Genomic DNA, 20,840 nt, shown 5'->3' with positions numbered 1-20,840 from the left:
GGAGGAATTTTTCTTGACTGAATTTGCTACACCTGCCGCGAAAAACAAAGCCCGTCGCCAGCGGCCACGCTTGCACCCGCTGTGGCTCACCGCGCCTGGCCTGCTGTTTCTGGCGATTTTTCTTGCCTGGCCAACGCTCAAACTGATGTTGCTGAGTTTCCAGAACAGCGAGGGGCAATTCTCACTGGATGTCTGGAGCCAAATGTTTGGCGCGGGTATCTACGTCAAAGTGACGCTGAATACCTTTATCATCGCCTTGCAGACCACCCTGACCTGCCTGCTCATCGGTTATCCGGTGGCTTACTGGCTGGCGCAACGCAGTGAAAATGCCCGTCGCCGTCTGATGTGGCTGATTCTGCTGCCATTCTGGACCAGCGCGCTACTGAAAAACTTCGCATGGATGGTGCTGCTGTCCCGCCGGGGTATTTTGTCCGAGATCCTGATGGGACTGGGTGCCGACCAGCCGCTCAACGTGTTGTATACGCGCGGCGTGGTGGTGTTCGCGATGGTACACAGCATGCTGCCGTTGGCGATCATTACCATGCTGCCGACCATGACCAACGTTGACAGTCGGCTGCTGCCTGCCGCTCATACGCTGGGCGCATCACGCGTCAACGCATTCTGGCGCATCTTCTTTCCCCTCTCAATGCCGGGCTTAGTGGCAGCCTGTCTGCTGATTTTTATTGGTTCACTAGGCTTCTTTATTACCCCGGCGCTGCTGGGTAGCCCGCAGGATTCGGTGATCGGACAGCTGTTAATCACCCAGGTCCAGCAGTTACTCAACTGGCGACTGGCGGGCGCTATCGCCATGATGCTGCTGGTGGTAACGCTGGTGGTGTGTTTTTGTTACGACAAATTGTTTGGGATGTCGTCGATCACCGGAGGTGAAGGCCATGCCAGCAGCCCACGCGTCCGCGCATTGGGCTATGCACTGATTGCCGTGGTGGCCCGGTTGTTTGATGGTGTGGCGAGGGTGCTGTATCGGCTTCCGGGTAAACCGCGCTTTGGCTGGTTGCTAACGCTGTTCAGCGGGCTGGTGATTGCCGTGCTGGTGTTGCCAGTGGTGTCGTTTTTACCGATGGCGTTCAGCAGTTCCAGCTTCCTGCAATTTCCGCCGCCGGGCTTTTCTCTGCGCTGGATGCAAACCTATCTGGCGTCTCCCATCTGGATGGGTGCCACCGCGCGTTCCTTTGGCATCGCGTTGGTGACCGGGGTGCTGGCGGTGCTGATTGCCACCACCGCCGCCTTTGGTCTGGCCCGGCATCAAGGTAAGAGTGGTAGCCTGGTGGTGATGACCTTCCTGCTGCCGATGATCGTGCCCAATATCGTGACCGCCGTGGCACTGTTTTACTTATTTGCCACGCTGGGGCTGGTGGGATCGGATCTCGGTATCATCCTCGGTCATACCGTCATGGCGATTCCGGTGGTGTTTATCATCATCCTTACCACCTTTAAACACTACGACTGGCGACTCGATCAGGCAGCGGGCACCCTCGGTGCCAATCGCCTGCGGGTGATCTGGTGTATCACCCTGCCGCTGATCAAGAGCAGCATGGTGGCGGCCTTTATCTTTGGCTTCCTGAACTCCTTCGAGGAGTTGACGGTAGCGCTGTTTGTCGGTGGTGGCGTGAAGCAAACCCTGCCGAAACAAATGTGGGATGACGTATTGCTGTCGGTAACGCCAACGCTGGCCGCCGCGTCGGTATTGATCCTCACCGTCGTCACCCTGCTGTTTATTGTTGCTGAACGCTCGCGCCGTAAAGCCGAAGCCTTGTAAGGAGAAAAATATGTCCTCAACCACCAAAGTACAGGCTGAACAGATCGGCAAAACCTACGGCCAAACCACGGTGTTACAAAATCTCGATCTTGCGGTGCATAGCGGGGAGTTGCTGACCCTGCTCGGGCCATCCGGCTCGGGTAAAACCACCCTGCTGCAAATTATCAGCGGCCTGACTGAGCCGACCGCCGGACGCTTGCTGATCGATGGCCGTGATGAGACCTGGACGCCCGTTCACCAACGCGATATTGGCGTGGTGTTCCAGAACTACGCGCTGTTCCCGCATCTGACACTGGAAGAGAACGTGGGCTTTCCCTTGCGCATGCGGCGGATGCCTGCGGCAGAGATTGCCCGCAAGGTGAAAGCGGCACTGGAGATGGTCGAACTGGGCCATGCCGCCCGGCGCTTTCCGCGTGCGCTATCGGGTGGGCAGCAGCAGCGTGTCGCGCTGGCCCGTTGTCTGGTGTATCAACCGAGCGTGATCCTGATGGATGAACCGCTCGGCGCATTGGACCGTAAACTGCGTGAAACCATGCAGATGGAGATCAAACGTATTCACCGTGAATCCGGCGCGACCATCATTTTCGTCACGCATGATCAGGAGGAAGCGCTGGCGTTATCGGACCGTATCTGTCTGATGAATGAGGGGAAAATCGCCCAGGTGGATACACCGGAAATGATCTATCAACAGCCGAACTCAACGTTTGTTGCTGAGTTTATTGGTCTGTCGAACATTTTGCAGGGAGAAGCGCGTAATGGCAGCCTGGTGACGCCTCAGGGGGCATTTGCGCTGCCGACCGCGGCCAGCGGCAATGCGGCACTGGTGATTCGCCCGGAGCATATTCAGTTGTGCGCTGCCGACCAGGCATTGCTGCACGGTAAGATCAGCGAGCGTATCTATGCCGGTTCGGAAACCCGGGTGGTGGTGACACTTGCAAGCGGGGCACGCTTTATCGTGCGCAGCAGCGGTGTGTCTGCGGGTGCCATTGGTGACGCGGTATCGCTCAATTGGGATGTAGCCAACAGCCGGGTGCTCAGCGTGTAACTCGCCGTAGCGGCGCACGTTATTGCGCCGCTACTTGTTGCCAGCGGCGGCGATCAGCGCGTGTACCTGCCCTCTTAGCCAACGGTGCGCCGCGTCGTTTTCCAGCCGTGGATGCCAGAACTGTGACACGGTCATTTCGGGGGCGCTGAACGGCAATTCAAAACTGGCCAGCGCCGGATTGTTTTTAATCAAAGGGTGATGCAGAAACAGCGAACGCGGCACCAGCGCCACCAAATCGGAGTCGTGAGCAATAGCCACTGCGGTGGAAAACGCGGGCACCACGGCGGCGATCTGGCGCGTGTAGCCTGCTGCTGCCAGCGCGTCATGCACCGGACCACCCAGTTCACCACGTCGTGAAGCAACGATATGGCCGAAGGCCGCCAACTGGTGCAATGTCGCCTGCTGCACCAACGGATGTCCCTGCCGTACCACGCCAATAAAGCGATCCCGAAACAGCGCCTGCATGCGAATTTCCGGCCCCATATTCCCCAGCACGCCGATCTCGAGATCAACACGTCCTTCGCGTAGATCGCGGGCGCTTTTCTCGGGTTTGGCGACAAAATCCAGCCTGACGCGTGGTGCAAGCTGCGCCACCGCCCCGATCAGCATGCCGCCAAAAGCCTCGACAAACCCTTCGTTGGTGCGCAACACAAAGTGACGTTCCAGGGTGGTGAGATCCAACGCCAGCGTCGCCGGTTGCAGCAACGACTGCGCCTCACGCAAGCTCTGCTGCGTCCGTTGCCGGATAGCTTCGGCGTAAGGGGTCAGCACCATATTACGCCCGGCACGCACCAGCAGCGCATCCCCGGTGGTGGTGCGTAAACGGCCCAAAGTGCGGCTCATGGCGGATTCGCTCAAGCCAAGACGACGAGCAGCACCGATGACGCTGCCTTCCGCCAGCAGCGCATTAAGGGCCAGCAGGAGATTCAAATCAGGTTCATTCATCCGCTTATCCTCGCTGATTGCCGGTCATCAGACAAGGCGTTTGATGCAGGTAATCAATGCATATCCTGCGCGTTCCGCCAGCTATGCCCCCACGCTACACTGGTTGTCGTAAACCTCATTACAGGAGATTGCTATGACCACATCATCATCCCCGCGTGTGCTGCTGATTGGCGCGTCACGCGGGCTGGGCTTTGCCTTGGCGGAAACCCTGTTACAACGTGGCTATCAGGTGGTCGCGACCGGACGTGCGCATTCCACGGCGCGCCTGGAGGCGCTGGCAACGCGCTATCCGGCGGCACTGAGTGTCGAAAGTGTCGATATCAACGAACCCGAACAGGTTGAGGCACTGCATCAACGGCTGGCGGGGCGCGAGTTTGACATGTTGTTCGTTAACGCCGGGGTTAAAAATAACGATGGCGAAACCATCGCCGATGTCACCACCGATGAATTTATTCGCGTAATGGTAACCAATGCGCTCAGCCCGTTACGGGTGATTGAAACCTTCAAAGACAACGTCACTGCCAGTGGCACCATTGCGGTGATGTCATCCGGCCAGGGTAGCCTGACCAATAACACCAATGGCAATTACGAAGTCTATCGCGGCAGCAAAGCTGCCCTGAATATGCTGATGCGTAGCTTTGCCGCACGCCATCAGGGTGATGGTCGCACCTTATTGTTGATGGCACCCGGCTGGGTGCGTACCGATATGGGCGGGCCTGAAGCGCGGCTGAGCATCGATGAAAGCATCCCCAACCTGCTCAACACCATGGAAGCCTGGCAAGGCCGTAGTGGGTTGCATTACCTCGACTATCTCGGACGCGAGGTGCCGTGGTAAGCACACTATGCAAGTTTGCGCAGTACCAACTGGCGCAGCTTTTCCCGCATCCAGCGATGCGCGTCATCTTCGTGGCGCGCATTGTGCCACAGTAACGACAAGCTGTAGTCCGGCATCACCACCGGTACGGGAGCCGCACGCAAAGCAAAACGCTCACACCAGTTGCGTACCAGCCCCTGTGGCACCGTAGCAAAAAGGGGTAAACGCTTCAGCATCATCGGCAGCGCGGAAAAATGCGGCGTGACATAACGCACCCGTCGGGCAGCACCCTGCTGCTGAAGCTGTTCATCAAGGGCGCTTTCGTTCGCACCACGGTAAGAGACCAGCACATGTTCGTAGCGAACAAACTCCGCCAGCGTCAGTGTTGTAGTGAGGGGGATTTGCTCACTGTCCCATAAGGTACTGAATCCGGCATGGGCAATTTCTGCGCGTGTCAGGTCACGACTGACCGGGTTACCGACCGTCACCACCACATCGGCCAGTTGTTTCTCCATCAGAGGGACGGCCTGCCAGGGATCGGCAGACAGCACGGTGATATCCACACCCGGCGCTTCCATCATCAACTCCGCCAGTAAATCGGGCATCAGCCACTGCTCGATCCAGTCACTCATGCCCAGCCGAAAACTGTAGCGGTCGGTGCGCGGATTAAAGGCTGGTGTGCTGAAGATAACGCGATGTAGGTCCTGCAACAGCGGAGCGCACTGCTGCACCAGCCGTTCCGCGCGCGGGGTCGGCATCATCCCTTGCGAGGAACGGACAAACAGCGGATCGCCAAACAGCTCGCGCAGCCGTTTCAAGGCGGCACTCACTGCCGGTTGGCCGAGGTAGAGCCGCTGCGCAGCACCCGTCACGCTGCGGGTGTCATACATCACCAGCAACACCACCAGCAGGTTAAGATCGACCCGACTTAAATCATTTTCATTGATGATTTCCATGATTCCAATCGATTTAAATAATGAAACGGGTCTCAGTATAGTGGTGATACACACTGGCCGGGAGTCAAAAATGCACATTCACGTCGGCAATTGCCTGATCGAAAAAGTCACTGAACAAACCGCCGCGCTACCCTTTGCTGCGTTGTATCCGGATCACCTTGCTGAGATGCCCGTGGACCTCGCACAGCAAGCGGCAGAATTGTCGATCCACAGTTGGGTGATACGTACCCGCGATGACGTCATTATTATCGATACCGCAACCGGTAATCAGCGCGATCGCGACCATAAACCCCTGTTTCATCAACTGCAAACTGACTATGCCAAACATCTGGCCCAGGCAGGGGTTCAGCCGCATGAGGTGACACTGGTACTGATGACCCATATTCACACCGACCACGTTGGCTGGAACACGCACTGGCAGGACGGCCGCTGGCAACCGATGTTCCCCAATGCCCGTTATATTTGCTCCGCACCAGAGCTGGTGCGCTGTCAGCATACGCCAGCCATGCAGGCGTTATACGTCGACAGCATTTTGCCGCTGATCAACAGCGGTCAGCTTGAAACGGTAGAGGTTGCGCATTCACCGTTGTTTGCCGGCGTGCTGCGTTACCTGCCGACCCCCGGACACAGCGTGGATCACGCCTCGCTGCTGCTCACCAGTGGCAACCAGCAGGCAATTTTTTCCGGAGATGTGATGCACCATCCGATTCAGTTCACCTACCCCCAATGGAACTCGGTGTTTTGTGAAAATAAAGCGCAGGCGGTACGTTCAAGGCAACTGGCGATAGACTGGTGCCTGCAACATCAGGCAATCTGGTTCAGTTCGCATTTTTCTGCCAGCTCATGTGGCCGAGTCATCGCTGCTGATCATGGGCTGCCCCACTGGATGCCGCTGGAGGCTGAACCGGATGCAATACGCTGAGTATCTTCGTGCGTCGCTGAGCGACATGAACAATGCATTACAGCAAGGGGCCACGACGGCCCGTCAGCTCACGGAATTCGCGCTGCGGCGCATTGCCGAAGCCGATCAACATGGTCCACGCTACAACGCCATCACCTGGCTGTTTGCCGATCAGGCGCTGGTGGCGGCTACTGAGAGTGACGCACGTCGTCGCAACGGAGCAGCGCCAGGCAAACTGGAGGGTATCCCGGTGCTGATCAAAGACAACATTGATGTGCAGGGCTGGCCCACCAGCGCCGGATCGGTGCTGCTGCGTCACGTGATTGCAGAGCAGGACGCCCCGCTGGTCACAGCACTGCGTGCGGAAGGTGCGGTGCTGCTGGGTAAGACCGCCATGCATGAACTGGCGGCTGGTATTACGGGAGCGTCGTCGCTCAGCGGTTTTACCGACAACGCCTGGCTGGCGGGACATTCGCCGGGGGGGTCCAGCAGCGGTTCCGCCGTCGCCGTGGCGGCAGGATACGTCCCGCTGGCGATTGGCACCGATACGGCGGGTTCGGTACGTATTCCTGCCGCGTTCAACCATCTTTACGGTCTGCGCATGACACACGGCGCAATCAGTATCGAGGGGATTGTGCCGCTCTCGCCTACCCAGGATATCCCTGGCGCGCTGGTACGCAATCCTGCCGATCTGCGTATTGTCAGTGAGATCCTGAGTGGACAGTGTTTTGCGCAACATGATGAACCGCTGCGTATCGGCCTGTGGCTGGAGGGGTTTGCCGCTGAAGAAACAGCGATCAATCAGGCCGTGTCTACCGCCGTGGCGGCCCTGACCAGTGATGACGGCAATCAGCAGGAGATCGCCTTCCCCCAGCTTGAGACCCTGGCTACCGATGCCAATATCATCCCGTGGGAGTTTGCTGAAGCACTGGCCGCGTGGCTGGCGGATAAACCGCAGGCAGAAAGTAAAACACTCGCGGAGGTGGTCACATCCGGGCGTCATCATCCGCAGCTAGAGGCAGTGTTCACCGCGCGAGCCAATCATCCCGGCAAAGCCAGTGACAGCTATGCCGTTCAGCAATTGCGTCAACGCACCCTGTATCAAACCCTGGTACAGTTATTTGCCCAACGCAAAATTAACCTGCTGGCTTATCCGGTGGTGAAACATCCGCCGGTCAAACATGGTGAGTTACAGCCAGGCAGTAACGCCCTGCTCGCCGCCGTCACAGGTGCACCGGCGATCAGTATCCCCGTGGGTTTTACTGCCCAAGGCTTGCCGATTGGTATGGAACTGCTGGCATTGCGTGGTCGGGAGGACCTGTTATTACAGGCGGCAGCACGCATGGCGGCTATTGGCCGATAAGCAAATTGAGCCTTGCCGCCGCAGCGGGCAAGGCTCAACCTTCGAGGCATTACTGACAGTTGGGTGCGCCAGCCACATTGGTGTTGGCAACCGCATTGATATTGGTAAAGGCTGCCGCGTTGTTGGAGGCCTGGAAGCAGTAGCTATCCGTGTTTGGTGCCTGAACGGCGAAGAAACAGGATGAGGCGTTTGCCGGGAAACTAATGTTATGCATTCCCTGAATAGCAAACACAGTCGCAGTGGCAGCCCGAGTTGCAGGGCTATTCGGATTTTTGCGGAAAGTAATGCCGGTATTCGGTGCCGTCACCTGAATCTGCTGATAGGCCGTGCAATTGGCACTAAATGGCAGATCAACGGCAAAAGCAGGGAGAGACATGGCAGAAAAGCTACTGAAAATGATGCCCGCCACCAGATAACCAGAGCGTTGTTTTGTGTTCATACTATTAGCGTCCTTATTTTTTCCATAATAATCTGCAAAAAGTGCAGCGGCTTGTTGCAACATCACAACATCTTTAATTTTGCTTACCCGGCGCAGATAATAATGATGAAAAGAGTCAGACTTTCACAAAATTCAAATTGCTATTAAGCGTATATTTAAGCTCGGTATTGGCCTGATCAAAGGCAATTTTAACCGGCGTACTCATACTGGTACCTGAGGTAGCTAAGCGCCGACTCCCGAGGGGATCATTCATTTGTGGCAATGCGACCCCTTGCGCGAAATCTGTCACCGTCAGATAATAACTAAGTTGTGTCATATCAAAATAATAAAGCGTATTCGGCGCACCGCGTAATGCTAACGCCGGAAACTCACTCATATAAAGAGCAACACTCATATTGGTTGCATCAGACACAGTAAAGCTACTGTCGGTGATTATTTCTGCCTGATTATATATACCACTTTTTGCGTAAGGCGTACCGGAGAAAAACCCATAGTTATTATATTGCACAGGCAAAACATTCAATCCGCCGATATTGGACGGATAAACGGCTACTGCAGGTTGGCCGGAGGTATACAGGACATTCACATCGAGCGGCTGCGATGTATTCCCCCAACCTAAACTGACAGCGGTTTGATCCCAGTCAAATGACACACTTCCACCATTATTTGTTCCTCTGACGCGCCAGACCAGAGAAAACGCATTGCCACCTAATGCATTAGCCAGAAATATCGCGATATATTGTGATGCACCGCTGTTATTGGTCACTTGCACAGAATAAGTCACAACACGAGCTCCTTCTCAAGGCAAACAAGGATGGCCGCCATTTTCGAAAAACCAATCTGCAACAACGCAGATTGGTTTTCGGAAACAATCGCTGTGTGAAATCAGACTTAAGAAATCTGAACAAATTGCAGCGTTTCGTTAAGCTCAAATTTCAATGATGTAACACCATCGGCAAAAGAGAACTGCGTAGGACTACTCACATAATTGCCCGACACGGCCACGCCTTGTTTGGAATCCGTGGTACAAATCCAGTAAGTCGGATGTGTATCAAAGAGATAGTTCCCGTTAGGCTTGCCTTGCATCGCAAAGGTTGGCAGAGAGTTCATGTAAACAGCAACGCTCATTTTCTTCGATTGTGCCACGGTGAAGGTGGTATCCGTTGCCACCAGCATACTTCCGCTCGCTACCTGAGCATTATGGTAGGCGGTCGGTGAAGTTTGGAACTGGCCATTCGAGTAAGTCACACCCATTGCATTGTTGCCACTGGACGTGACAGGATCCATATTTTGAATCGGCCCACCGGAACTCCATAAAATACCCGGAGACAACACATCTTCCGATGTACCCCAGTTCATCGCCCAATTGATTGACCAATTGTAGGTGTTGGTATTTCCGTCATTAACATTTTGCGTAAGCCAGACTAAAGGCAAACCTCCTGCGGCCAACAGGCTGGGATAGGTTTGATAAATTGCAATATTGGCGGCAGCGCCGCTGGAATTTAACACAGAGATAGAATAGGAAGACATAGGATTTTCCTTTCAGAGTAAATGAATAATAACATCTGCATCCACGATCTATTTACAACGACATTCCATGTTGGAACGACATTATTATTGTCGCATTTTTTAATTGTGCAAATATATTTTCACCACCCATCCGATGTGATGTTAATTTATAAATATCGAGCTTTGGGGTTTTTTGGCACTTTAAAGAAGTCGAAGTTTACGAATAATCTTTATCTTTTCAGAGGGAGGCATGAAGGAATTATCTTAAGGAGATTTATTTTTCAACAAAAAATAATGTTAAAACAGCAAGCGCGTTCTTATCCATACGCATCAATCAATGACATGATTTTTAAGATAAAAAATATTTTTCCTCTTCTTTCTTGCTTTTAACCTGCTTTGAATTATCATTTTCCATGGTGATTTCACATTCACAACCACCATGGAAAAATAATAACCAGCCGGATTGCCGGATGACACCCGCAATCCAGCCAAAAATAATCAGCACGCGCCACAGGATATTTATCTGTTGTGCGTTAGCATGACTGATTAGCCATGCAACGATAATCCCTTTATCGCTTTATCAACGGCTTTCTTTGGCCCACGCAAGGCGATCCCCACCAGGTCCAGATTATCGGCATCCTCCGCCAGGAAGACTTCACGGTTAGCCGCATCATGGCCGGTGGAAAACATGGCGTGAACATAGGGGATAAGGGTCAATTCACGTTCCAGCCCCTGACGATGGGCGCGTTGCAAACCTGGCAGATCACCAGCAAAGATCAGCATCGGCTGCCCGGCCATATTGCCGTAATGCCGCCCGCGCGCATCAACATAGGGTTCGCCCATCATCTCTGGCGCAGCAGAAGCAATGCCCGTTGCCAGAAACGCCACCACATTTAACCGCTGCCAGGTTGCCAAATCATCACGAACGATCAGGGCGATTTTTGTATCAAACATCTGCAACAACTCTCCGTAAGGGTCAAAACCCTATCATCTTCAAGTTGGTAGCAAACGATCTAGAACGTTTGTGCACTGTCGCTGATAAGAAGCCGGAGTCATGCGATAGGCACGCTGGAACCAGCGTCCAAGATGGCTCTGGTCAGAAAAACCGACCTGTGACGCCACCTGCACCGGTTCTACCCCTCGCGCCAACAAGTTACGGGCACTGCGCAAACGCAGGCGCACCAGATACGCATGGGGCGACTGGCCGAAAGCTTGCTTAAACTGCCGCGTCAGACGAAAACGGTCAATGCCTGACAAACGCGCGAGATCCTCCAGCCCGATATCCTCGGCCATAAAGTCGTGCAGATAGTCGCGCAGCAGCTGCATTGAGGCCTGTGCCACCGGGCGTTGCTGACGCGCTTGAGGATCGAGATGACGTGACAGCATGGTGAGTAAATGGTCCAACGCCTGATCACGCGCCAGACGCCCTTCTGCGTGATGTACCGCATACCACGCCTGCTGAATGGCGTTGGCAAGCAGCGCATCATCATTAAGCGTTGAACGGAAAGCGGCCTCAATGTTGGCGATATTACCGAATCCACGTTGCTGCATCATCTCCGCCACCCACGCCTGCGGCAGGTAAAGCATCACATAGGTGAAACCTTCGGTATTCGGTGCATGACCATCATGAACCGCCCCGGGTTCAATCAGGATGGACCTGCCCGGCGTGCTGGTATGCAACGCCCGGTGGCAATTGAAGCGTTGCAGCCCCTGTTGAGTGACACCAACCAGCAGCTCGTCATGATCGTGTGGGTCATAGGCATGACCGCAAAAATGCGCGTTGACGCTTTCGATACCGGTCTCATCATCACGGCGAAAATCCACCCAGTCGCTACGGCTGGCTTTGGCATTTCTGGCTGACATAGCGGCTCCTGAGACGTGGGAGGGGAAAGCGGCCACTATATCAGGGGACTACGCAAAATACCCCAACAGCTGAAACCATAAATAATCCAGCGGCAGCAACAGCAGCGTACTCAGGACAAACAGCGCCACGCACAAGGTCAACCCGGCCTTTGCCGGTACGTTGCCCAATCCCATCGCCACCACCACCGGTGAAGCCTGATAAGGCAGCAACGGTGTCGCATAAGCGAACACCTGTAACATCACCACCGTCAAAAGCGGGAAACCCGACGCCGTAGCTAAATCCTGCGCCATTGGTGTCACCAACGCCGGTACACCATTGGCAGTGAGGAGAAAATTCAACAGTGATACCAAGCCGTTCAACGTGACAAAATTGCTAAATGGCGTGTCGCTATGCAGCGGTAACCACGCCAGCAAGGCATGGGCGATACGGTTTCCCAGGCCAGACTCCACGACCACTGCCGCCACACCGAGGATACCCGCCACATACAGGCAGGTACGGAAATTCACGCTGCTGGCAAAGTCGTCACCGGTAAGAAAACCGAAGCGCGGCAATAAACAGAGGCAAGCCGCTGCCAGGCCAATCCACGCAGCGGAAATCCCGTGCAGGCTGTCAGTCATCCACATTAGCAACGTCAACGCCAGCAGCATCACCAGACGCCATTCGCTGGCACTAAAGGAAGGCAGCGTTTTGCGACAATGCACCACCTCGGGGCGGGCCGGGAACAGCAACGTGATGCAGCCAATCAGCAATATTCCTTTGCCGATGCCCAACACCGGCATATGCAGCAACCACCAGGGTAGCCATTGCAGGTGGAGTTGCCAGGCGCTCTCTGCGGCACCGCTCAGCACCAGGTTCGGTACATTTGCCGGGAGAATACTGGCGGAAAGTTGGAAAGTCGCAAACCCCACCGCCAGCGCCAGGCCAATCGCCCCACGACTGGCGGGACGGATGCCCGCCTGCTCACCCAACGCCATCACCACCGGCATCAACAAGGCAATACGCCCCATATTGGACGGCATGATAAAGGCCAGCAGATAGCTCACCAGCACCACGCCAGTCACCATGCGCAACCAACTGACGCTCAATGGCACCACTAGCCAATTTGCCCAGCGCTGTGCCAACCCCACTTTGCGGATCGCCGCCCCCAGCACAAAACCACTCAGCACCAGCCAGAACGCTGATGAGGAAAAGCCACTGAAAACGCTGGCGGCAGGGGCAATGTGCAACAGCATGGCGGCAGCGAAAAATAGTAGAGCCGTCACATATTCAGGTAAGCGGGCGCTGGCCCATAGCAAGATGGTGATGCCGACAACCAGTGCCGTAAGGGTGATATCTGAGATATGCATCATCGCCGCTGAACTCCGTTTCTGGGTGGGAAAGAAAGTTTCCTCTGCTGCAACTTTTACAACATCCCTGCTGCGTTGCGCTATGGGCGATGCCGTTTTTTAGTGCAAAAGGCGCACATAAAATGATCGCATTACCTGATAGGTAACTTTTTAGAGACGAAGATCCGCAGCATGAAAATTGAAGGGATAGATCATTAAACAATAAAATCAGATAGATAATAAAAAATGCATTGATACGCACTTCTCTGGCACAAGCATTGCTTAAGGTAAAAAGTTACCTAATACGCAACTCAGGCTCAGAAAATGGCAGAAGACGAAGCGGATAATCACGGTCAGGAAGCAAATAATACCCCAGACTTTAACGTCGGGATACGCCTGCGTGCAGTACGTAAAGCGCGTGGAATGCGCATTGAAGAGGTGGCGGAAAAAGTCGGGGTCAGTAAGTCCTTTATCAGTCGCCTTGAGCGCAACGTCACTCAGGCATCGATCGCCACCCTGCTTAAGGTTTGCGAAGTCGTTGGCATTACGCCTGCCAAACTGTTCGATCCGCCGTCGACCAGTTTTGTGCCCGCCGGGCAAGGCACCCCCATCAGCCTCGGCGGCGAAAAGATGCGTGAATATCTCATCAGCGGTGGGGTTAACGACGACATGATGGTGTTGTACTCCGAGATCGATCCGCTGGGCGGTTCCGGCGCGGAACCCTACACCCTGAACGCTGCCGCCGATATGGTGCATGTCCTGAGCGGTGAACTGGAAATCGTGGTGGAGGAGCAGCGCTACCTGCTCGCCAAAGGCGATACCCTCACCTTTAAACCTTCACTGCCCCATACCTGGCACAACATCTCTCCGGACCAGATGTGTACCGCCATTTGGGTCATCGTGCCGCCACCGTCGGGCAATTAGGGCGTGCCTATGGCTGTCATTGTTTTTTGTTCAGCGTTTAACACCACACCAGAGGAATAATGATGAAAATAGCAAAATTGATGCTGGCCCTCGCCGCTGCGGGCCTGGCCGGGTCGTTGTATGCCGCTCCCGGCACGATCACCATCGCCACTGATGCCACCTTCCCGCCGTTTGAATCGATTGATGCCAACGGCAAGCTGGTGGGTTATGACGTCGATCTGATGCACGCCATCTGTACAGCGGCGGCACTGGATTGCAATGTCATCAGCGCCCCGTGGGACGGCATGATCCCCGGCCTGATGAACAACAAATACGACGCGCTCATTTCGCAGTTGACCGTCACCGATGCCCGCCGCCGCGTCATGGCTTTTAGCGACATTTACGATCATCCGGTGTTCCGCTTTGTCGCGAAAAAAGGCACCCTCACCGACACCAGCCCGGAAGCGTTGAAAGGAAAAGTCATCGCCGTCCAGACCGGCACACCGATGGACACCTTCGTCACCAAACATTATCCGGGCAGTACCATCAAACGTTATGACGGCGGCAGCGCACCCTACCTCGATTTAACCGCCGGGCGTGCTGATATCTTCATGAGCTATGAAGCGCAGATTATTTATAGTTTCCTGAAAAAAGACGACGGTAAAGATTATCAACTGGTTGGCCCGCGCCTGACCGGGAAAGACGCGCCGGAATTTGGTGAAGGGGTGGGGATCGCGATGAATAAGAAAAACACCGCGCTGGTCGAAAAGATCAATCAGGGACTGGCAAAGGTTCGCGCCGATGGCGAACTGGATGCACTTAATAAGAAGTATTTTACAGCTGAGTAAACGTCATGTCGGGTAATTACTATTTAATGGTCCTGAATGCGGGATGGGTTTCGCTACAACTGGCGTTTGCCTCGCTATTATTAGCCGTCATTCTTGGACTGCTGGGCGCACTGGGAAAACAATCTGGCATCCGCTGGGTTAAGGCCATTGTCACGCCTTATACTCTGCTGGCTCGGGGTATTCCAGATTTAGTGTTAATGCTGTTGGTTTTTTACAGCGTGCCTGCCCTGTTAAATAGTGGCCTGGAAAATATCGGGCTGAATTATTCCGTCGAATTCAGCCCCTTTATTGCCAGCCTGGTGACGCTGGGGTTTATTTTTGGCGCTTATATGACGGAAACGTTTCGCTATGCCTTAACCAATATTCCCCACAGCGAGATTGAAGCCGCACAGGCATTTGGTTTTACCGGGCGCGCAATTTTCCTGCGTATTATTCTGCCGCAATTGATCCGTCTGGCATTACCCGGTTTTACCAATAACTGGCTGGTGCTGGTTAAGGCGACGGCATTGGCTTCATTATTAGGATTACAGGACATCATGTTCAGCGCCAAAGGGGCGGCGGAGTCCACCGGCAAACCCTTTACCTTCTATCTGCTGGCAGCCGGATTTTATCTGGCGGTTACCCTGCTGTCGGTCGCCGCGTTGCACCGTCTCAGCCTGCGTTACACGCTGGCGGTGCGGGGAGCGAATCCATGAGCTGGGATATTATCGCTGACAACTTCGCCATGTACCTGCACGGCACGGCGTTAACCCTGCTGCTCACCGTGGTCTCGCTGGCCATCGCCTTTGTCATTTCAGTACTGCTGGCGCTGGCGCGTGACAGTGCGCCACGTCCCCTGCGCGGGTTGATTTTTCTCTACACCACCACTTTTCGCGGAACGCCGTTATTAATCCAGCTGTTTTTAATTTATTACGGTCTGGCGCAGTTTGATTTATTACGTGCCAGTTTTCTCTGGCCGTGGCTTTCCAGCCCACTGATTTGCGTATTACTGGCTTTTATTCTGAATACCGCCGCCTATACCACGGAAATTTTCGCCGGCGGTTTGCGCCACCTGCCTGCGGGAGAAATTGAAGCCGCCAGAGCTTTTGGCATGAGTTACCCCACGCTGGCACGAAGGATATTATTTCCGGCGATGCTAAGCCGTTCACTGTCCTTATATGGCAATGAAACCATTATGATGCTGCACGCCACCTCGCTGGCCAGTACGGTAACATTGATGGAGGTAACTGGCGTGGCGCGTAATATTAGTCTTAATTATTACATTCAGTTCGAACCTTATGTCACTGCTGGCGCAATTTATTTAGTACTGACACTGAGTCTGGTGCTGGCATTTCGTTATTTAGAAAAACGCTACGCGAGTTATCTCAACGGTAAACGTCGTTAATCAGGATCGAGGAAAATATGACAACAAACACACGACAATTTGATTTGTGGGGTATCCCTTTTGATGGCGAAGCCACGTTGGGCTGGCCGGGATCGCGTTATGCACCGGCTAAAGTGCGCGAGTGCGCACGCTGGATCAATATGCGTATTCAGCAGGGAAAAATATATTGTCTGGAAACGGACAGTGAAATGACGGTGGGCGAGCAATTGCTGGTGGATCGGGGGGACGTGGATGTCGTGCCCAGCGATACCCTGAAAACCTTTGCTGCCACCCGCGAAGCGGTGATGGCCTCCATCGCGGCGGGCCGTGTGCCTATTATGATCGGCGGTGACGATAGCTTGCTGTTCCCGGTGGCCCATGGCGTTCATGATGCGTTGCCAGGCCGTATCGGCATTATCCATTTTGATGCCCATCTCGATTTGATGGATGAGAGTGAAATGCAGGGCCGCCACAGTCAGTCGAGCGGGATGCGCCGTTCACTGGAGCTGGAACGCATCGCCCCCACGGATTGTATTCAACTGTGCGAGCGGCATTTCAACTTCCCTGCTTCCGGCAAATTTAAGCACGATAACGATCTCATCCACCTCAGCGCCCGTGAAGTGCTGAAAATCGGTCCAGAAGAAACCGTGCGCCGAGCGCTGGAACGGGTAAAAAACGCCGACCATCTCTTCCTCTCCTTTGATATTGACTCCGTCGACCCCGCCTATGCGCCAGGTGCCGGTGCGCATGAGCCAGGCGGTATCACCTCGGATCAGGCATTACAGATGGTGAGCATGCTGGCCCCCCATTGCGCGGCGATGGCGATTACAGAAGTGAATCCGACGAAAGATGTCGGCGATATGACCTCCACGCTGGCCGCGTATCTGGCCTTTACCTTCGCGGTGTACGGTAGCCAGCAGCCTTAGTCGCTACCCGAATCGGCGTGATCCATCACGCCGGTTCGACCACGTTAAATAACGAGAAATAACATGCAAACCACCAATCGCGTATTTATGGTGCGGCCAGGGCGTTTTTGCCTGAATCCAGAAACCGCCAGCAGCAATGCTTTTCAGCATGCGGATGCCAGCCTGCTCCCTGCGCAGCTACAGCAACAGGCGGAGCTGGCTTTTGATCGCTATGTCAGTGCCCTGCGCGCCGCCGGTATTGAGGTACTGGTATTGCACGATCACCCCGACAATAATACGCCGGATGCGCTGTTCCCCAATAACTGGATCACCTTGCAGCATGACGGCAGCCTGACACTGTTTCCCATGGAAGCCCCCAACCGTCGCCGTGAACGCCATCCGGCGATCATCGCCGCGCTGGCACAGCGCTTCCACCTGCTCCCCACCCTCGATCTGAGCGGCTGGGAGCAGCAGGGAGAATATCTGGAGGGCACCGGGTCACTGGTATGCGATCATCAGCACCGCATCGCCTGGGTCTGCCGATCGTCACGCAGCTCGGCGCGCGTCTTGCAGGCGTGGCAGCAGCAGAGCGGTTACCGGGTGATTGAATTTACTGCACAGGATGCGCAAGGTCGGGCGATTTACCACACCAATGTCATGATGAGTGTCGGCATCCGTTACGCCGTGGTGTGTCTGGAGGCCGTGGTTGACCCTGAAACGCGTGATCGATTGATCACCAGCCTGCAAGCGAGCGGGAAAACCCTTATCGCCATTAGCCAGGCACAAATGCAGGCCTTCTGCGGCAATATCCTCGAACTGCATGATGGCGATGGACATCCGGTGATCGCCATGTCTGAGCAGGCCTGGGACGCCTTTACCCCGGAACAACAACAGATGCTGAGCGCTTACGCCCGCATCGTGCGCGCCCCGATCGCGGTAATCGAGCAACATGGTGGCGGTGGCGCTCGCTGCATGCTGGCAGAAATTTTTGCGCCAGCGATCACTAACCGCCCGCCGCGCCCAATGCACGGAGCCAGTTAATCATCGCCTCACAGCCTGGCTGGCTCAGGGTACGCTGTGGCCAGGCAAGAAAATAAGGTTTGCTAAGTGGCAGGCTCAGTTCATCAACCACCACCAGGTCCCCACGCGCCAACTCTGCCGCAATCAAACGTCGCTGCCCCAGCAGCAGCCCGGCACCGGCTACCGCCGCATCAATCGCCAGTGAAGTCAGGTTAAAGCTAAACGCCGGTTGCGGTGCCGGTTCCATCCGGCCTTTCGCCTGAAACCAGCTGCGCCAGTCGGGCAAAAATCGCCCCTCATTGCCCCAGTCCAGGTGAATTAACGGGGCATGGTTGAAGACGTCGGCACTGGCGTAGCGCTGCAATAGCGCCGGGCTGGCAACCGGCAGTACTTCGTCATGAAACAACCATTGCTTATCCAGTTGCGGATAGCGATCTTCGCCAAAACAAATGACAAAATCAGCAGGCATAGCGGTGAAATCCACTTGCGCGTGCGTGCCGTGCAGCGAGAGGTCGATATCCGGGCAATGAGCACGCCAGGCGGCCAGTTGCGGTAATAACCATTTCGACGCCAACGCGGGCAATGCGTACACCGTCAGTTTGGGTGTCACCGCTGCATGGCGAATATTTTGCTGGCCGAGATGCAGAATATCAAATGCTTCAGTGACATAGCGTAAATACTCCTTGCCGGTATCGGTCAGCATGACGCCGCTTTGCGTGCGCAAAAACAGCGCGCTACCCAATTGTTCTTCCAGTTGGCGAATCTGTTGACTGACCGCTGCCGGGGTGAGCGCCAGTTGTGCCGCCGCTTTCGCCAGGCTGCCTAACTCGGCCGCCACCTTGAATGACTGGATGACACTGATTTTTGGCAGACGCGGCGCTTGGGCAGGCATTAAGGCTTCCTTATCAGGGTATTAAGTATTTATCGTTACACGGCCACGCTGGCCGCAGTTAGAGTAACATCACACCTGCTAATCATGAGAATTGTTGTTATGCCTGAGTCTCTGGTACGTCTGGACCTGCACCCGCTGGCCGATCACGACTGGCGTCAGCACTGCCGTGCACAACTAAACCAACATGGCGCGCTGGTGTTACGCCAGTTTTTATCACCCGCCGCCTTGCAAGCCATCATCGAGGAAGGTAACGCGCAACGCCATCTGGCTTATCACACCGTCAGCAAACATAACGTCTATCTGATGAAACCGGATGACGCCTTAAGTGCCGATCATCCACGCAATCGTGAGGTGATCAGTACCAAAGGCTGTATTACCGATGACGCCATCAGGGCGGATTCCCCGCTGCGTCGACTCTATAATGATGCGGTATTTCAGTCCTTTCTGTGCGAGGTGTTAGGCGAAGCGGCGCTCTATCCGTATGCCGATCCGCTGTCTTCCATCAACCTGCATTACGCCCCACACGGCCAGGAGCTGGGTTGGCATTTCGATAATTCATCATTTGCTATCACCCTGCTGGTGCAGAAACCGCTGGCGGGCGGTGTGTTCCAGTACGTGAAGGATCTGCGCGATGCCGATGGCGGTGAGATGAACTATGACGGTGTCGCCGCCGTGCTGGATGAACGCCAGCCGGTGGATGCGCTGGCGATTGATGCAGGCGACCTGGTGCTGTTTCGTGGTCGCAACTCATTACATCGCGTCACCCCGACCGAGGGCGAAGTTACGCGGATGCTGGCGGTGCTGGCGTATAACACCGCTCCGGGGATTGCCTTATCAGAAACCGCACGCATGACCTTTTACGGGCGGCTATAAACAACCGGCGTGTCATTCAGGGCACGCCAACCCCGCTGAAAAATCTGCTGAGTACGGAACGCCACCAGCGCGCGCCAGTCTGCATCCGTAGGCCAGAAGCCTTCCACCAGCGCCTGCTTGATTGCCTGCCCCGCAACGCTGCCAGGATCGCCATATAAATGCAGCCAATGATCATCCCGCACCCGCCCGTGCATCTCTTCTCCGGCATAGGTGCCGCACTCCACCACCAGCGGCAACAGGGTTGTCGCGGGCAATGCGGTCAGCAGAAACTGCGACAGATAACCGGTCGCCGTGGCAGTCACGCCGGTAGCACTATCACGTCCGGCACCGGTGAACAGCAGTGTCAGCCACTCAGCGTAAATCTCCTTGCCCCAGTCGTGAGCCGGATAACGTTGTTCGGCAATCGACAGCAACATGGGATGCCCCCACGCCCCCGCGCCGGTATGCAGATCAAAACTGAGGATGGTGTTAGCCCGCGACAGATGTGCCGCAATGATGGTTTGCATGGTGCGGTACGACCAACTTGGCTGATAACCGCCAAAAAAGAAGCCGTCGGCGGCAACATATTGCCCCGCTTCCACGACGCGTTTTACCGCGTGCCAGCCATCATGATGCAGTGCTGCCGCCAGCTGCTGATCGGCGCTGGCACGATCGCCGTGGTAGATTCCGTGCCACTGCGCATAATCCGGGTTGGCGGGCAGTGGTTGGTTGAAGTCAACAAAGTTGCGGTTCAAATCAAGATTGTCTTCATTGACCCGACGCAAATGCGCGGCCCCCCACGGATTGAGCAAGTGGATCAGCAGTACGGCGCTTTCATCGGGCAAGGCATTAACGTCCAGCGCCTCCAGCCAGGCAATTTGGCAATCCGATCCGTAATAGCCCTCAACGCCATGGGTGCCTGACACCACCAACATCAGACGTGAAGCGGAGGGCGAACCGATTAACGCGACATCGGTGTAGAGCGCTTCTCCCTGCGGGCCAGGCAACGGATGGGCATAGGATGTGATAACTGCGCCTTTGCGTTCGGCAGCAACCAAAAAGCGGCTACGCTGGGGGAGGTAGTGCGGTAGTGACATAGCGTTCAGATTCCAGGAAAAG

23 protein-coding genes are annotated in these 20,840 nt (G+C 55.2%); 12 read left to right on the top strand and 11 right to left on the bottom strand.

Annotation, left to right across the window (positions count from 1 at the left end; genetic code table 11):
- Positions 1 to 13: 13 nt before the first annotated feature.
- Both PAT9B_RS21730 and PAT9B_RS21725 read left to right on the top strand, forming a co-directional pair.
- Positions 14 to 1,777 carry an ABC transporter permease subunit gene (locus PAT9B_RS21730; RefSeq protein ID WP_013511431.1) on the top strand — a complete coding sequence of 588 codons (1,764 nt, stop codon included), beginning with the start codon at positions 14 to 16 and terminating at the stop codon, positions 1,775 to 1,777.
- 10 nt (positions 1,778 to 1,787) lie between these two features.
- The gene (locus tag PAT9B_RS21725) at positions 1,788 to 2,822 is read left to right on the top strand and encodes an ABC transporter ATP-binding protein (RefSeq protein ID WP_013511430.1); all 1,035 of its coding nucleotides are present in this window, start codon (positions 1,788 to 1,790) and stop codon (positions 2,820 to 2,822) included.
- Between the two features lie 30 nt (positions 2,823 to 2,852).
- On the opposite strand, the gene PAT9B_RS21720 is transcribed toward PAT9B_RS21725, so the two are convergent.
- Entirely contained in the window at positions 2,853 to 3,767 is a 915-nt protein-coding gene (locus PAT9B_RS21720) for a LysR family transcriptional regulator (RefSeq protein WP_013511429.1), read from the bottom strand.
- A 133-nt stretch (positions 3,768 to 3,900) separates the two neighbouring features.
- Here PAT9B_RS21720 and PAT9B_RS21715 point away from each other — a divergent pair, with 133 nt between their 5' ends.
- Positions 3,901 to 4,602, top strand: a complete 702-nt coding sequence (locus PAT9B_RS21715; RefSeq protein ID WP_013511428.1) for an SDR family NAD(P)-dependent oxidoreductase — start codon at positions 3,901 to 3,903, stop codon at positions 4,600 to 4,602.
- Positions 4,603 to 4,607: 5 nt separating this feature from the next.
- Here PAT9B_RS21715 and PAT9B_RS21710 read toward each other — a convergent pair whose 3' ends face one another.
- A complete protein-coding gene (locus tag PAT9B_RS21710; protein WP_013511427.1) occupies positions 4,608 to 5,537 on the bottom strand; it encodes a LysR family transcriptional regulator in 930 nt (309 codons plus the stop codon).
- Between the two features lie 70 nt (positions 5,538 to 5,607).
- Here PAT9B_RS21710 and PAT9B_RS21705 point away from each other — a divergent pair, with 70 nt between their 5' ends.
- Positions 5,608 to 6,459 carry an MBL fold metallo-hydrolase gene (locus PAT9B_RS21705; RefSeq protein WP_013511426.1) on the top strand — a complete coding sequence of 284 codons (852 nt, stop codon included), beginning with the start codon at positions 5,608 to 5,610 and terminating at the stop codon, positions 6,457 to 6,459.
- The gene (locus tag PAT9B_RS21700) at positions 6,446 to 7,801 is read left to right on the top strand and encodes an amidase (RefSeq protein ID WP_013511425.1); all 1,356 of its coding nucleotides are present in this window, start codon (positions 6,446 to 6,448) and stop codon (positions 7,799 to 7,801) included. The genes PAT9B_RS21705 and PAT9B_RS21700 overlap by 14 nt, the downstream gene beginning before the upstream one ends.
- 49 nt (positions 7,802 to 7,850) lie before the next feature.
- Here PAT9B_RS21700 and PAT9B_RS21695 read toward each other — a convergent pair whose 3' ends face one another.
- From PAT9B_RS21695 to PAT9B_RS21670, 7 genes are all read right to left on the bottom strand, one after another.
- Positions 7,851 to 8,303, bottom strand: coding sequence for a hypothetical protein (locus PAT9B_RS21695; protein WP_223300498.1), 453 nt, complete (start codon positions 8,301 to 8,303; stop codon positions 7,851 to 7,853).
- Between the two features lie 52 nt (positions 8,304 to 8,355).
- Complete coding sequence (locus PAT9B_RS21690) at positions 8,356 to 9,024, bottom strand: hypothetical protein (RefSeq protein ID WP_013511423.1); 669 nt, start codon at positions 9,022 to 9,024, stop codon at positions 8,356 to 8,358.
- A 107-nt stretch (positions 9,025 to 9,131) separates the two neighbouring features.
- Positions 9,132 to 9,770: a hypothetical protein gene (locus PAT9B_RS21685; RefSeq protein WP_013511422.1), complete on the bottom strand. Its 639-nt coding sequence runs from the start codon at positions 9,768 to 9,770 to the stop codon at positions 9,132 to 9,134.
- Positions 9,771 to 10,098: 328 nt separating this feature from the next.
- Complete coding sequence (locus PAT9B_RS30990; protein WP_190274680.1) at positions 10,099 to 10,254, bottom strand: hypothetical protein; 156 nt, start codon at positions 10,252 to 10,254, stop codon at positions 10,099 to 10,101.
- A gap of 41 nt (positions 10,255 to 10,295) precedes the next feature.
- Positions 10,296 to 10,703 carry a DUF2000 domain-containing protein gene (locus tag PAT9B_RS21680; RefSeq protein WP_013511421.1) on the bottom strand — a complete coding sequence of 136 codons (408 nt, stop codon included), beginning with the start codon at positions 10,701 to 10,703 and terminating at the stop codon, positions 10,296 to 10,298.
- 39 nt (positions 10,704 to 10,742) lie between these two features.
- Positions 10,743 to 11,612, bottom strand: coding sequence for an AraC family transcriptional regulator (locus tag PAT9B_RS21675; RefSeq protein WP_013511420.1), 870 nt, complete (start codon positions 11,610 to 11,612; stop codon positions 10,743 to 10,745).
- A 48-nt stretch (positions 11,613 to 11,660) separates the two neighbouring features.
- Positions 11,661 to 12,962, bottom strand: a complete 1,302-nt coding sequence (locus PAT9B_RS21670) for an SLC13 family permease (protein WP_013511419.1) — start codon at positions 12,960 to 12,962, stop codon at positions 11,661 to 11,663.
- 300 nt (positions 12,963 to 13,262) lie between these two features.
- On the opposite strand from PAT9B_RS21670, the gene PAT9B_RS21665 reads away from it, so the two are divergent.
- From PAT9B_RS21665 to ctlX, 6 genes are all read left to right on the top strand, one after another.
- On the top strand, positions 13,263 to 13,862 hold the full coding sequence (locus PAT9B_RS21665; RefSeq protein ID WP_013511418.1) for a helix-turn-helix domain-containing protein: 600 nt from the start codon (positions 13,263 to 13,265) through the stop codon (positions 13,860 to 13,862).
- A 59-nt stretch (positions 13,863 to 13,921) separates the two neighbouring features.
- Positions 13,922 to 14,689, top strand: a complete 768-nt coding sequence (locus tag PAT9B_RS21660) for a transporter substrate-binding domain-containing protein (protein ID WP_150105836.1) — start codon at positions 13,922 to 13,924, stop codon at positions 14,687 to 14,689.
- Between the two features lie 5 nt (positions 14,690 to 14,694).
- Positions 14,695 to 15,384: an ABC transporter permease gene (locus PAT9B_RS21655; protein ID WP_013511416.1), complete on the top strand. Its 690-nt coding sequence runs from the start codon at positions 14,695 to 14,697 to the stop codon at positions 15,382 to 15,384.
- Positions 15,381 to 16,073: an ABC transporter permease gene (locus PAT9B_RS21650; RefSeq protein ID WP_013511415.1), complete on the top strand. Its 693-nt coding sequence runs from the start codon at positions 15,381 to 15,383 to the stop codon at positions 16,071 to 16,073. The genes PAT9B_RS21655 and PAT9B_RS21650 overlap by 4 nt, the downstream gene beginning before the upstream one ends.
- A gap of 17 nt (positions 16,074 to 16,090) precedes the next feature.
- The gene (locus PAT9B_RS21645; RefSeq protein WP_013511414.1) at positions 16,091 to 16,978 is read left to right on the top strand and encodes an arginase family protein; all 888 of its coding nucleotides are present in this window, start codon (positions 16,091 to 16,093) and stop codon (positions 16,976 to 16,978) included.
- A 63-nt stretch (positions 16,979 to 17,041) separates the two neighbouring features.
- Positions 17,042 to 17,998 (top strand): citrulline utilization hydrolase CtlX, encoded by a 957-nt coding sequence (ctlX, locus tag PAT9B_RS21640; RefSeq protein WP_013511413.1) that lies wholly within the window; start codon positions 17,042 to 17,044, stop codon positions 17,996 to 17,998.
- Here ctlX and PAT9B_RS21635 read toward each other — a convergent pair.
- Positions 17,961 to 18,869: a LysR substrate-binding domain-containing protein gene (locus tag PAT9B_RS21635; protein ID WP_013511412.1), complete on the bottom strand. Its 909-nt coding sequence runs from the start codon at positions 18,867 to 18,869 to the stop codon at positions 17,961 to 17,963. The genes ctlX and PAT9B_RS21635 overlap by 38 nt on opposite strands.
- 99 nt (positions 18,870 to 18,968) lie before the next feature.
- On the opposite strand from PAT9B_RS21635, the gene PAT9B_RS21630 reads away from it, so the two are divergent.
- Complete coding sequence (locus tag PAT9B_RS21630; RefSeq protein ID WP_013511411.1) at positions 18,969 to 19,742, top strand: 2OG-Fe(II) oxygenase; 774 nt, start codon at positions 18,969 to 18,971, stop codon at positions 19,740 to 19,742.
- Here the strand turns inward: PAT9B_RS21630 and PAT9B_RS21625 are convergent.
- Positions 19,727 to 20,818: a DUF2817 domain-containing protein gene (locus PAT9B_RS21625; RefSeq protein WP_013511410.1), complete on the bottom strand. Its 1,092-nt coding sequence runs from the start codon at positions 20,816 to 20,818 to the stop codon at positions 19,727 to 19,729. The two genes, PAT9B_RS21630 and PAT9B_RS21625, sit on opposite strands and share 16 nt — an antisense overlap.
- Between the last annotated feature and the right edge of the window lie 22 nt (positions 20,819 to 20,840).

Source organism: Pantoea sp. At-9b (assembly GCF_000175935.2).
In the GTDB taxonomy this organism is placed as follows: Bacteria; Pseudomonadota; Gammaproteobacteria; order Enterobacterales; family Enterobacteriaceae; genus Pantoea.
The sequence above is the reverse complement of the archived record's forward strand: the minus strand, read 5'-3'. Positions and strand labels throughout refer to the sequence as shown.

Bases quoted from the DNA above. Each gene is read 5' to 3' on its own strand.
- PAT9B_RS21685 (WP_013511422.1), bottom strand. From the start codon at position 9,770: ATGTCTTCCTATTCTATCTCTGTGTTAAATTCCAGCGGCGCTGCCGCC.
- PAT9B_RS21670 (WP_013511419.1), bottom strand. From the start codon at position 12,962: ATGATGCATATCTCAGATATCACCCTTACGGCACTGGTTGTCGGCATC.
- PAT9B_RS21665 (WP_013511418.1), top strand. From the start codon at position 13,263: ATGGCAGAAGACGAAGCGGATAATCACGGTCAGGAAGCAAATAATACC.
- PAT9B_RS21645 (WP_013511414.1), top strand. From the start codon at position 16,091: ATGACAACAAACACACGACAATTTGATTTGTGGGGTATCCCTTTTGAT.
- PAT9B_RS21710 (WP_013511427.1), bottom strand. From the start codon at position 5,537: ATGGAAATCATCAATGAAAATGATTTAAGTCGGGTCGATCTTAACCTG.
- PAT9B_RS21625 (WP_013511410.1), bottom strand. From the start codon at position 20,818: ATGTCACTACCGCACTACCTCCCCCAGCGTAGCCGCTTTTTGGTTGCT.
- PAT9B_RS21720 (WP_013511429.1), bottom strand. From the start codon at position 3,767: ATGAATGAACCTGATTTGAATCTCCTGCTGGCCCTTAATGCGCTGCTG.
- PAT9B_RS21705 (WP_013511426.1), top strand. From the start codon at position 5,608: ATGCACATTCACGTCGGCAATTGCCTGATCGAAAAAGTCACTGAACAA.
- PAT9B_RS21700 (WP_013511425.1), top strand. From the start codon at position 6,446: ATGCAATACGCTGAGTATCTTCGTGCGTCGCTGAGCGACATGAACAAT.
- PAT9B_RS21655 (WP_013511416.1), top strand. From the start codon at position 14,695: ATGTCGGGTAATTACTATTTAATGGTCCTGAATGCGGGATGGGTTTCG.
- PAT9B_RS21725 (WP_013511430.1), top strand. From the start codon at position 1,788: ATGTCCTCAACCACCAAAGTACAGGCTGAACAGATCGGCAAAACCTAC.
- PAT9B_RS21660 (WP_150105836.1), top strand. From the start codon at position 13,922: ATGATGAAAATAGCAAAATTGATGCTGGCCCTCGCCGCTGCGGGCCTG.
- PAT9B_RS21695 (WP_223300498.1), bottom strand. From the start codon at position 8,303: ATGTTGCAACAAGCCGCTGCACTTTTTGCAGATTATTATGGAAAAAAT.
- PAT9B_RS21630 (WP_013511411.1), top strand. From the start codon at position 18,969: ATGCCTGAGTCTCTGGTACGTCTGGACCTGCACCCGCTGGCCGATCAC.
- PAT9B_RS21680 (WP_013511421.1), bottom strand. From the start codon at position 10,703: ATGTTTGATACAAAAATCGCCCTGATCGTTCGTGATGATTTGGCAACC.
- PAT9B_RS21650 (WP_013511415.1), top strand. From the start codon at position 15,381: ATGAGCTGGGATATTATCGCTGACAACTTCGCCATGTACCTGCACGGC.
- PAT9B_RS21675 (WP_013511420.1), bottom strand. From the start codon at position 11,612: ATGTCAGCCAGAAATGCCAAAGCCAGCCGTAGCGACTGGGTGGATTTT.
- PAT9B_RS21715 (WP_013511428.1), top strand. From the start codon at position 3,901: ATGACCACATCATCATCCCCGCGTGTGCTGCTGATTGGCGCGTCACGC.
- ctlX (WP_013511413.1), top strand. From the start codon at position 17,042: ATGCAAACCACCAATCGCGTATTTATGGTGCGGCCAGGGCGTTTTTGC.
- PAT9B_RS21635 (WP_013511412.1), bottom strand. From the start codon at position 18,869: ATGCCTGCCCAAGCGCCGCGTCTGCCAAAAATCAGTGTCATCCAGTCA.